The sequence below is a fragment of the Binatus sp. (SeqCode) genome (assembly GCF_049584895.1).
In the GTDB taxonomy this organism is placed as follows: domain Bacteria; phylum Desulfobacterota; class Binatia; order Binatales; family Binataceae; genus Binatus.
On record NZ_JBAUYR010000043.1, the window covers coordinates 69,708 to 81,383 of the forward strand.

The following is an 11,676-nucleotide window of genomic DNA, read 5'->3' on the forward strand; positions in this document are numbered from 1 at the left end:
TCAGCGTATCAGATCATCCTGCGTTGGCGGGATCGAGGCGGTCGCGGAGGTGGTCGCCGAGGAAGTTGAAGGACATCACTGCGAGGAAGATGAAAATGCCGGGAATCAATATCCACGGGTAGCGCGCGAGGTTTTGGACGTCCTGCGCTTGGGCCAGCAGGTTGCCCCAGCTGGCGGCGGGTTCCTGGATTCCCAAGCCGAGGAGAGATAGCGCGCTTTCGCCGAGGATGAACCCGGGGATCGATAGCGTGGCGGCGACGATTGCGTAGCCCATCACGGACGGGATGATGTGGCGGGTGATGATGCGCCATCGCGACGCGCCGAGCGCGCGCGCCGCCTCGACATACGGACGCGAGCGGACCGAGGACGCCATCCCGCGGATGATTCGCGCGAAGCCGGCCCAGCTGATGAAGCTCATGATCGCGACGATCATGAAAAACGTCGTGACTGCGCTCAGGCCCGATGGAATCACCGCAGCTAGCGCGAGCAGGAAATAAAATGACGGCAGCGACATCTCGATCTCGGACCATCGCATGATCAGAAAGTCGACCGTGCCGCCGATGTAGCCTGAGAGCGCGCCGACCGTGATGCCGAGCGAGAAACTGATCAGCACGCCGATCAAGCCGACGCACATGCTGACGCGCGAGCCATAGACGATGCGCGAGTAGAGGTCGCGCCCGAGGCCGTCGCTGCCGAGCATGAAGTACGGCTCGTTCTCGCTGTCAGTGGTGAACAAGTGGCCGTGCGAGAACAGGTGAATGTCGAGGCGTTGGGAATTGTCGGGGGCGAAGATGCGCGCACTCGTGTCCTGCATGTGCATCGGGTGCGTATAGAAGAGGCTGCGCGACCATTCCGACGGCGTGCTCAGGTGAAGCGACATCGGCGGGCAATCGGGCATCTCGCGGTTCTGATAAGCCGGATCGTAGCTAGCGAAAAACGGCGACGCGGCGGCGAGCAGGTAGAAGAATATGAGGCAGATCGTGGAGAAGCGGATCGTGCGCGATGCGAGACGCCATTCACGCGCGAGGCTCGAGGGCTTGCGCGCGGATACCGCGGCGCCCTGGAGATTCGCTTGCAATGCAGGGACTGCGTTCATGCTACTCAGCCGTCACCGATGAAAAGTCGACGCGCGGATCGACGGCGACCAGCGCGATATCAGCGAGCAGGTTGCCGACCAGCAGCAGGATCGTGCCCATCAGCACCGAGCCCATAACGAGATAGATGTCGAGCGAGCGGACGGCGTCGAGCATCAGCAGGCCGAGCCCTTGCAGGTTCATCACGGCCTCAACCAGGGCAGCGCCGCCGAGGAGGTCGCCGAGCGAATATCCCGCCATCGTGACGAAGGGGTTCATCGCGTTGCGGAGCACGTGCTTGTAGATGACGACGCGCTCGGAGAGTCCCTTGGCGCGCGCGGTGCGAACAAATTCAGAATTTTTTATTTCGAGAATTTGCGAGCGCATCAGGCGCATCAGGCCGGCGGTGCCCGAGATGCCGAGCACGAAGACCGGCAGGATGAGATGGTTGACGCGATCGGCGACCTGGCTCATCGGATCGAGGGTCGCGTAGTCGGCTGAGTAGGTGCCGCCGATCGGAAACCATCCGGTTTTGAGCGCGAAGTACATCGCAAGGAAGGCAAGAAAAAAGCTCGGCACCGACATCCCGAAAAACGCGAGGAACGAAAGAAAGCGATCCCAGATCGAGTTCTGATTCACCGCGACGACAATTCCGATCGGGATCGCGATCAGCCACGACAAAAGCATGCTGCTCGCGGCCAGAATGATGGTATTGACGGCGCGAGTCGCGATAAGGCCGGTGACGCTCACGCGGTACTGGAGCGAAAAGCCGAAGTTGAGATGGAGCACGCCCCACAGCCACTTGAAGTAGCGAACCATCAGCGGCTGATCGAGGCCGAACTGCGCCTCTAGCTGATGAATCACTTCGGGCGTGATAGTCGGGTTGAGCTTGAGATTGGAGACGAAGTCGCCGGGCACCAGCGACATCGCGAGAAACGAAATGAAGGTGATCCCGAGAATCAACGGGATCATGTTGAGCAGGCGACGAATCAGGAAGCGGGTCATCGTGTGATGGTGCCTGTTATTTCGACGTGCGCTGGCTGCCGGATGTTCAGTCGGCTTTGAATTCCATCCATTCGGGCTTGTAGAGGCCCCAAACTTTAGGCTGATAGTTCTTCAGAGAGTTTTTCCACGACGCGTAACGTTGCCCGCGCACCGTCTCGATTATCGGGAGCTGGTCGTGCAGGATTTGCTGAATCTTCCAGTAATACGGCGCGCGCTTGTTGGGATCCATCTCGGATGGGCCTTGATCGAGCAGGGTGTCGATCTCAGCTTCCCACGGGGTCGCGGGCGTGGGCTGATTCGGATTCCAGATATGCAGGTTGCCCGATGAGCGATAGAAATTCGCGCCGTCGTTGGGTTCGACGCCGCCGGTGAATCCCATCAATATGCAATCCCAATCGAAGGACGAATCGAGCTTGTCGACGAGGGTGGTGAATTCGAGCGGCCGGTAGTTCACCTTGATGCCGAGGTGTTCGAGGTCCTGCTTGTAGATGGTGCACATCTCGTTGCGCTCGGGGTTGCCGGTGTTGGTGGTGAGATCGAATTCGAGGCGGTTGCCCTTGGGATCGGTGCGCACGCCGTTTACGAGATGATAGCCGGCTGACTCGAGCAGGTCGGCGGCGAGTTTTGGATCGTAGTCGTAGTCCTTGAGATTGGGATTGTGAAAAATTTTGTTCTCGGGCGAGATATCCGCAACGGCCGGCTCGCCGAGTCCATGAAAGACAAGATCGATCATCGATTTCTTGTCGACCATGTGCGCCATGGCCTGCAGGAACTTAAGGTCGGTGAACCAATTGAGCTTCGGATTGGTGACGCCGTCTTTGGTGAAATGTCGCGCATTGCGGTTGAAGCTGAAAAATAGCGATCCGGTATCGACTCCGATTTTTTGCACGGTGATGTCGAGTTCGTGGTTCTTTACCTTCTGCTCGAGCGGGTAAACTTCCTCGGCGCGAGGACTATAGGTGTCGATTTGCCCCGACAGATAACGCAGATACTCGGCGTTCTGGTCGGGCACGATGGTCACCGTCTGCCCATGGAGTCGCGGCAACTGACCGCCATGCTCGTCCTTCATCCAATAGTTTTCGTTGCGCTCATACTGAACGACCTGGCCCTGCGTGTAATGCGTCATGTGATACGGGCCGTTGCCAATGAGCTGGTCCGGCGAAGTGTCGATGCCCCAGGTGTGATTGTAATTCCCCGCCTTCCATATCGGCTCGAGGATGTGTGCGGGCATAACCGGGATGCCGATTGAATAGAGCAGCGGCGCAAACGGCTTCGGCAGATGCATAACGACGGTGTAATCGTCGGGCGCCTCGGCGGCGATGCGCTGATGGTCGATGGTAATCGCGGGACGGATGCTGTTCGGCACCTTCGGATCGTAAATGACGTCGAGCGTGAAGAGGACGTCGTGCGCGGTCATCGGCTGGCCGTCAAACCATTTTACATCGTGGCGGAGATGAAACGTGATCGACTTGCTGTCGGGCGCGACGTCCCATTTCTCGGCCAGTCCAGCTTCCGGCAGGGTAGTGACGGGATTGAGGCGGAGCAGACTCTCGAACAGATCGCTGGTGAGTTGACCCGAGCTGGCGTCGGTTATCAGGATCGGATTGAAGGTGCGCGGATCGCTGCCAACCACGGTGTAGAGGATTTGATCCTTCTCGTGCTCGTTTCCGGGGCGATTGACGCGGCATCCCGCGAAAATCGCGAGCGACGAGAACGCAATCGCGCAGGTGATGATCGATAAAATCCGGTTGCGCCGGCTGTCAGCTTTCATTTGAGAAGGTGCCGGCATGGTAGCGGCTCAGGTTCATCATGGTGGCTCCCGGAGCCGGTGTTAGCACGAAGGTCGAATCGGGGATGACTCCATTGACGATCGGCCGGAGATAGCGAAACGTCACGTGACTGCCGGCTTCCGGAAAAGTGGCGTCGACGACGTAGGGGAACATCAAGCCGCCGATATCATGATAGTCGCTGTAGCGCACCTCGTAGCTGACGCGGCCGTCGGCGCCGGTCTCGCGCACCATCGCGAGGTTGCCGTCGGAAAATCCTAGCTGATGCGTCCCCGAGGCGCTCCTGCCGAAAGTCGCGACGATCATGTCGCCGTCCTTCGACACCGTTTCGGGGTTGTTGCCGAGATCGAACGCGGGCGGCGCGAATCCCATCAGCAGACCGACCGCGTCATTCGGCGCCATCGGGATTCGCACGTACTTGTAAAGGGTGTCGGCATTAGCCGTTCCGCGCATGAAGCGATTTTGAGACGGCTCGAAGATTGTGAGGTCCGGACCCTGCGCCGCGAGCAGCAAGGCGACGCCGAACGGCGACATCGCCTCGACCCGCAGATTACCGGGGCGCTTTGCGACGATTTCCTCTTTTGCCTTCAGGTGCTGAGCGCCGGCGGTGTATTCCATCACGGCCGGACTCTGCACCGATGCGAGCCTGCGGTCGCGATCGACCAGCCCCACGAGCATCTTCTGAGCCTGAAATTTGGTCTCGTCCTGTCCGGAGATTGGCGCCGGGTTTTGTGGGATCGGCGGAGTCTTGACGATCACGCAGCCGGAAGTTTCGACCATCGCCATCAGGAGTATCGATGCGAGCGCCGCGAACGAAAGAGATTTTCGTCTTCGTCGGCGCGCCCGTTCAGTGGCCCGCGCTGGCGGCATTCTGGAGGACCTGGATTTTATCCTTGAGGCGTGCGACCTGGTCTGTCTCCTGCGCCTTCTTCAGCGCGTCAGTGTACTCGTGGCCGGCTTCCTTGGTCTTGCCGAGCTTGCGATACGCGTCGCCAAGATGCTCGGTGATAGTGGGATCGCTGCCGGTAAGATTGACTGCCTTCTCCAGCTCCTCGACCGCCTTTTTGTAGTCGCCCTTCTGATAGTAAACCCATCCGAGACTGTCGACGTAAAATCCGTCTTCGGGCTCGATATCGAGCGCGCGCTTGATTAGCTTTTCGGCCTCGATGAGATTGGTGCCCTGCTCGGCGTAACTGTAGCCGAGGTAGTTGAGCGCCTGCGCGTTGGCGGGATTCAGATCGATCGCCTTCTTCATCTCGGCCATGCCTTCGTCGCGCTGCTTGTTCTGATCGAGCGCCGCGCCGAGCGTGAAGTGGAACTTGTCACTCTTGGGATCGGCCGCGACCATCTTGCGCGCGAGCTCGATCGCCGCCGGGTAATCTTTCTTTTCCTGGTAGACGCCGACCATGAAGCCGATGATCTCGGGGTCGTTGGGCTTCTTGGAGAGCGCATCTTTCAATGCGCCGAGGGCCTCGTCGTACTTGTTCTGCTTGTCGTAGAGATACGCGAGCTGCAGGCGCGACTCGACGTAATGCTCGTTGTCAGTGGGGATCTTGTTGAACTCGCTGATCGCCTTGTCGTTCTCGGAAAGCTCGGTGTAAACGGTGCCGAGGTAGTAATGGACGCGGTAGTTGTTGGGCTCGGAGCCGAGCACGAGGTTGAACTCGGTCGCGGCGTCGTCGAAGTTGCCCTGCTCGACGTAGAGCAGGCCGATTTTCGTGCGCGTGTCGGCGGGATTGGTCTCGACCTGCTCGGCCCGCTTCAACTCATCAAGCGCTTCGTTATATTTCTTCTGGCCGACCAGAATTTCAGCCTTGCGCTTGCGAACCAGCTCGTTGTTCGGATTGATTTGCGTGATCTTGTTGTAATAAACCAGCGCGTCCTGGGTACGCTCCTGCCGTTCGCGCAGTAGGGCAAAATCAAGCAGGACCAGCTCCGACTGGGGATTGAGGTCGAGCGCCTTCTGATAATATTTTTCGGCTTCGGTGTAATTCTTCGAGGCCACCATCACCTTGCCGGCGTAGTAGTAGCCAAGGAACGAATTCGGATCGAGCTTGATCAGCTCCTCGAATGTTTTCTCAGCCTCGCCGTAGTCGCCGCGCTTGGCGTAGAGCGTGCCGAGATACAGATATGCTTCCTGGTTCTTGGGATTGAGGCGCAGCACCTCGCGATAATCTTTTTCCGCAGTGGCGTCGTCACCAAGCGCCGAGCTGATACCCGCGCCGAGCAGACGCGCGTCGGCGGAGTCGGGATTGATCGCCAGCGCCTGGTTCACTTGCGCGAGCGCTTCCTTCAGACGCCCGTCGCGGACGTAGAGCGTCGCCAGCCGAACCTTGAGGGCGGCGTTGGTGGGATCGTACTGGACCGCCTCGGCGTAGTTAGTGAGGGCGACCTCGCGGTCGCCGTCGTTCATCGCGACCTCGGCCCGTAAGAACGCGCTCATCGCCCGCGCATCCGAAGGCACATCCACGGCCGGCGCGCCGCCGAAGGGATTATCCCCGCCGACGCTCGCGCTGCGGATGAGCTCAGGCTTCGCAGATGTGATTGACGTACAACCCAGAAACGCAACCGACGCAACGCCGAGCGCGATTATCGCGCGTGTGCTGAAACAAATCATCGCTAAAAACAATTCCCGGGAGAGCTTCTCAATTGGGGCTCGCACCACACTATATCGATTGTGAGCGCAGAGGTGTATCGGCTCCCTTCAGACGATCGCGAACCTTTGCGCATCTTCAACAATACAAGAAATCCGGTACCAGATGCGACAGTGCAAGACTCGTTCGATTTAAGCCTGCTTGCCACCGCGCACCGCCTCGGCTAGGCAGGGCGCAGGAGCCGCCTCTCAATTGCAGCATCTCAGCACCGAAACCCCGCATCCCGCAACACCCCCGGGGACAGGCCCGCTGGCACGTACGCTACGATCGCCGCGCAAGCTCGGCCTGATTCCGCTGATATGCGTGATGTACCTGGTCGTCAGCGGTGGCGCGTACGGCCTCGAGGATGCGGTGCGGATGGCCGGGCCGCGGCTGACGCTCCTGCTATGCATCGTTGTGCCAATCACGCTCAGCCTGCCGACCGCCCTGATGGCGGCCGAGCTGACGGCGCTGATGCCGGTCGAGGGGGGATTTTACTTCTGGGTCAAGGAAGCGCTCGGCCCGTTCGCGGGATTCGCCGAGGCCTACTTGACAATTTTATACACCGCCGTCGACATGGCGATTTATCCTGTACTCTTCGCCGGCTACCTTTCGTTCATCCTGCCACTGGGACCGGTTGAGCAAATCGCTATCGGCATCGCGCTGGTATGGCTGGCGGGAGGGCTTAATTTTCTCGGCGTCAGGCCGGTCGGGATGGCGTCGATAATACTCGCTGCGATCCTCGTCTCGCCGTTCGCGATACTGGTGATGGTTGGGCTTCCGCGGCTCGTGCACTTCACGATGCCGACACCGCCGCTGTTCGGTGCGGACCCGTGGGGCGCGCTTGCGGCAGGATTGACGGTGGTGATTTGGAATTTCAGCGGATGGGAAAACCTGAGCGTCGTGTCCGCGGAAATTGAAAATCCGCGGCGCAACTATCTGCGCGCGATTCTGATCACGATGCCGATAATCGTCGCGGGCTACGTGCTCCCGCTCGCAGTCTCGGTCTCCGGCGCCACCACCGCCGCCGATTGGGGCACAGGATCGTTCTCGCACGTCGGCAGCGCAATTGGCGGACGCGCGCTTGGCGCCGCGCTGGCGGTGGGGGGCGCCGTGATGTCGTTTGCAGTATTCGAAGCCGCGATGCTGTGGGTCTCGCGGATGCCGTTCGTGCTGGCGCGCGAGGGCTACCTGTCACCGCCGCTCGCCCAACTCTGGTCCACCACCGCAACGCCGGGCAAATCGATCCTGCTCTGCTGCATCGTCTTCACGATTCTGGTCCCTGTCGGATTTGTCGCACTGGTAGTGCTCGACGTCTTCTTCTATATGGCTGCGCTGGCGCTCGAGCTGTTCGCACTGCTGCGCTTGCGGAAACTGATGCCGGATCGCACCGGGATTTTCACAATCAGCGGCGGCCGCATCGGTCTCGCGCTGATCGTAACGCTTCCCATCCTGACCTGGGCCGCAACTTTCGGATTGGCGATCTCAGCCGGCGTAGCAAAGAGAGATTTCATCCTGGCGATCATGCTGGGTGCCTTCGTGTGGCCCGCCTACTCAATCACCCACCGCCGCTACGGCGGCCCGCTTGCGATCGATCCGCCGCCGACGAGCATCACCGCGTGATACCTCTCCCCCCCGGAGAGGACGCGCCTCCGGCGCGGGTGAGAGCGCTCGCATTCAGCTCGATGCCAGCGCCCTCACCCGACGCTCGCGGACTCACGTCCGACCTCTCCCGCGGGGCGGTAAAAACGCTACTTGCGCGCGGACAGGCGATACAGGGCGACTGCTTCGTTCTGGGAGACAGGATCGATGGTGAATTTGGCCTGCAGCTGATCGAACTCGCTCTTTAGGACGTCCGCGTACTGTTGCGATTCTGGTGCAGCGATTAGAAGCAAGACCGGCGTCTTCGCCTCGAGCGTCGATGCGAGCGAATCGGCTTCCGCCGCCGACATCTGGTCGCCGTCGAATGCGACTGCTGGCAACGGGCCGGTCCATCCCGCCGCGCGTTTTTCGTACAAGCGATGCAGGTGGTAGTCGGTGAAGCGTTCGCCCGGATCCATCGAATTAAGCCCGACATAGCTCCGCGACTCTCCGAGATACAAATCAAGAAATTGCAGCGAGATGTTACTGATGATTGTCGCGTCCCGCGGAAGGCTCGCGTCGATCGACTGCAGCGACTCAACCATCAACGACGATTGAGGTGGTGCGCTCAATCGCGCGACTGCCTCCGTTGTCAGAGAAACGATCAGCAGCACATCGAGCACGATCACGCTGGCCACTCCGGCCAGTTGGCGATTGCTGCGGCTTCGATCGCGGATCGCGTCGCGCATCCATCGATTCGCGAGTGCCGCGCCCGCCCCCGCCGCGAGGAACAGTATGAACGCCCCCGGCAGGATGAACGCCACGTCGGTGAACAAATAGAAACAGTAGAGCGCGGTCAGCGCCCCGAGATATCCAAGCCCAAACCACATCAGCCGTCGCGCCCCGGATGTCCCGCTGCGAAAGATCGCGATGAACCCGACAATCGCGAACACCGCAGCCGCGAACGGGTACAGGAAGTATCGCGCGTCGCCGCGATCGCCGAGCATCCCATCGAGGCCGAGCAGCGTGGTGAGATACACGATCACATTGCCGTGCGGATTTCGCGGCATCGTCGGCCCGAACAGGTACGCGATGCTGAAGGTCCTACCGCCAGCGCCATAAACTTCGGGAACCCACCACGCGTAGCCGCTCGCAAACGGGCTCCCGAGATTGATCGCGTTCTGATGCAACTGCCACGCAACCGGAATCGCGAATCCGATCGCCGCTGCGACCCCCGCTTTGATCAGGCTCGACAGTTCGCGTTTCTCAAACGGCACCATCACGACGCACAGGCCGAGGCCGACAAGAATCGTTGCGTTGGTCGGCCGCATAATCGTCGAGAACCCGGCGAAGAGTCCGAACATCAGCCACGCCGCTAATCGGGCGCTCTGCAATTGACCCGCATAGTCCGACGCCGCAACTACCAGCATCGACGCTGCGCAAATTGTCACGAATAAGGTCGGCACGTCGCTCATGACCAGTAATGAATACGTGATGAACACCGGCGACAGTGCCAGCACTAGCGCCGCAATTGCGGCGGCCGCGCGCCCGAATAGGTGGCGCGCCAATATGAAAATGCTGAAGATCGAGACAGTCGCAATAATTGTCGACAGGAAAGCGAGTTGTAGAAAGTGTCCGTTGTTTGAGCGGCAGAAGAATTCCAGGATTAGCGGGTAGCCCGCGGTATAGCGCGACGGGTAAGTATATCCACCGAAATGCAGCACCGCACCGCGACCCCTCGCGAGGTTCACCGCCGACGCGGCATACTCGAGTCCATCCGGCCACGGCATCAGCTCGACTCCGCGTCGAAACCCGGAGCACTGGACCATCACATTAAAGAGAAGAACGATCGCCCCGACGATCACCGCTTCGACTTTGCTCAGCGCTCCGGAATAGTGAGCCTCGGCTACGGCAGGCGCCTTCGATGACTTCGCGCGACTCATCGCGGCGCATCTCCGCGAGCCTCGGCGCGTGGCTTATCGTCGTGCTCCTCATCCCGCGAATCCTGCGGATGCTCTACCCCGAAATATGGGTCGAGGACGATTTCTACCTCGAGAGCGCGTGGCTCGTGAGCGTCGGGATGCGCCCGTACCTCGATTTCGTTCAACCGCATATGCCGCTGCTCGAATGGATCGCGGCAGGTTACCTCAAGTTGTTCGGCGCAAGCTATCTGTCGATCGAAATCCTGAACGAGGCCGCGATTTTCGCGACCAGCATCCTGACGTATTCGCTCGCCCGCCGTGTCTCCGCCCGTCCGACCGCGATCGCCGCGTCGATGCTGTACGCCTACAGCTCGCTGGTCTTTCGCTATCACGCCTACGAGCGCGAATGCTTCGTCGCGCCGCTTATCCTGCTCGGCGCAATCGTCACGCTCGACGATACGATGCCCGCGATGCGCCAGGCCGCCATCCTCGCCGCAATCTTCTTCGTCGCGTGCGCGATCAAGCTGACCGCCGTGATTCCGTTTCCCGTGATGCTGCTGTTTATCGCCGTCGCATACCGCCGAGTCGCGAGCGCGATCATCTCGGGCGCAATCTTCATGCTCGCACTCGCCGCCTTCAGCGCGATTCTCTACCAATTCTATGGCAATGAGTTCATCTTCCAGACGTTCGTGTTTCATTTCCTGAAAGGGCGCGACCTCGGCCTCAACACCGCGCTCTACCCGCGCATGCTTCTCGACATTCTCGTTCCGCTGTTCGCACTGGGATGCTGGCAAATCTTCGCCTATCGCATTTTCAATCGCGGCGTGATCCTGGTGCTGGCAATCGTCGCCGCCGAGTACGCATTCTACGGCGTGATAAGTCCGACTGCTTGGGGTCACAACTACCTCGAGCCGCTACCTTTCATCGCGATCGTCGCGGGAGTCGGCGCGATCGCTCTCGCGCAAGCGATCCGGACGTTGCCCGATCGATGGCCGCTACTTGCTGGAGGCGCGGCGCTGATCGCGATTTGCATTCTCTGGATCTCGCCGATCATCAACGAGAACTGGCTGCATGGCGCCGTCTACGGATTCGGCTTTGTGCCGCGCGCGGAAATCTCACAGGTCGCCGACGCGCTGCGCGCCGCCAGCAAGCCTGACGAAGACGTAATCGCGCCGTCATTCATCTGCTTCGAGGCCGGCCGCCGTGAACTGATCCGCTATCCCGAAACCTACGGCGTGTATCGCGAAGCAAAAGCCGAATACGAACGCGACGGCTTCTTCGCCGCGCGCCGCCGGCTCGGCACGGCCGATTTCTTCCAGCTGATCTCGGACACGCGTCACTACTGGACCGACCAGATGCGCGCCGCAATCGCCAGCGGAAAAGTCTCCGCCGTCATCAGCGATTCACCGATCCAACTGCTCCCGCTGGTACTGGTCCCCGATGATTTCCTGTCGAGCAACGGCTTCCGCCCCACTCTCACAACGGATCATTTCGTCCTATGGACCCGAACCCCCGCGCCGCCGGCAAGCGTGACCCCTGCACCCAATGAATAGAATCGCTAAATGTTGAGGACATCCTTTCGCTCTCAGGCTCCTGATTTTTGGTGGCACAGGCTTTAGCCTGTGATTCTTTCCTGGATTTGCATGGACCAGAAAATCACAGGCTAAAGCCTGTG

The 11,676-nt window shown here is 60.2% G+C and carries 8 protein-coding genes; 2 read left to right on the forward strand and 6 right to left on the reverse strand.

All coding sequences use genetic code 11. From position 1 onward, the window contains the following. Positions 1-13 precede the first annotated feature (13 nt). Genes WB650_RS09090 through WB650_RS09110 form a run of 5 tightly spaced genes read right to left on the reverse strand, consistent with a single transcriptional unit; the run spans position 14 to position 6,482 of the window. Entirely contained in the window at positions 14-1,096 is a 1,083-nt protein-coding gene (locus WB650_RS09090; RefSeq protein ID WP_422306589.1) for an ABC transporter permease, read from the reverse strand. 1 nt (position 1,097) lies between these two features. Continuing rightward, entirely contained in the window at positions 1,098-2,078 is a 981-nt protein-coding gene (locus WB650_RS09095) for an ABC transporter permease (RefSeq protein ID WP_422306587.1), read from the reverse strand. A 46-nt stretch (positions 2,079-2,124) separates the two neighbouring features. After that, positions 2,125-3,867, reverse strand: coding sequence for an ABC transporter substrate-binding protein (locus WB650_RS09100; protein WP_423960218.1), 1,743 nt, complete (start codon positions 3,865-3,867; stop codon positions 2,125-2,127). Then, a complete protein-coding gene (locus WB650_RS09105; protein WP_423960219.1) occupies positions 3,839-4,735 on the reverse strand; it encodes a hypothetical protein in 897 nt (298 codons plus the stop codon). The genes WB650_RS09100 and WB650_RS09105 overlap by 29 nt, the downstream gene beginning before the upstream one ends. Continuing rightward, a complete protein-coding gene (locus tag WB650_RS09110) occupies positions 4,713-6,482 on the reverse strand; it encodes a tetratricopeptide repeat protein (protein ID WP_423960221.1) in 1,770 nt (589 codons plus the stop codon). The genes WB650_RS09105 and WB650_RS09110 overlap by 23 nt, the downstream gene beginning before the upstream one ends. 229 nt (positions 6,483-6,711) lie before the next feature. Here WB650_RS09110 and WB650_RS09115 point away from each other — a divergent pair, with 229 nt between their 5' ends. Continuing rightward, a complete protein-coding gene (locus tag WB650_RS09115; protein WP_422304203.1) occupies positions 6,712-8,121 on the forward strand; it encodes an APC family permease in 1,410 nt (469 codons plus the stop codon). A 128-nt stretch (positions 8,122-8,249) separates the two neighbouring features. On the opposite strand, the gene WB650_RS09120 is transcribed toward WB650_RS09115, so the two are convergent. After that, positions 8,250-10,022, reverse strand: coding sequence for a glycosyltransferase family 39 protein (locus WB650_RS09120; protein WP_422304202.1), 1,773 nt, complete (start codon positions 10,020-10,022; stop codon positions 8,250-8,252). Between WB650_RS09120 and WB650_RS09125 the strand changes: the two genes are divergently transcribed. Further along, a complete protein-coding gene (locus tag WB650_RS09125) occupies positions 10,004-11,554 on the forward strand; it encodes a glycosyltransferase family 39 protein (protein ID WP_422304201.1) in 1,551 nt (516 codons plus the stop codon). The two genes, WB650_RS09120 and WB650_RS09125, sit on opposite strands and share 19 nt — an antisense overlap. Positions 11,555-11,676 lie beyond the last annotated feature (122 nt).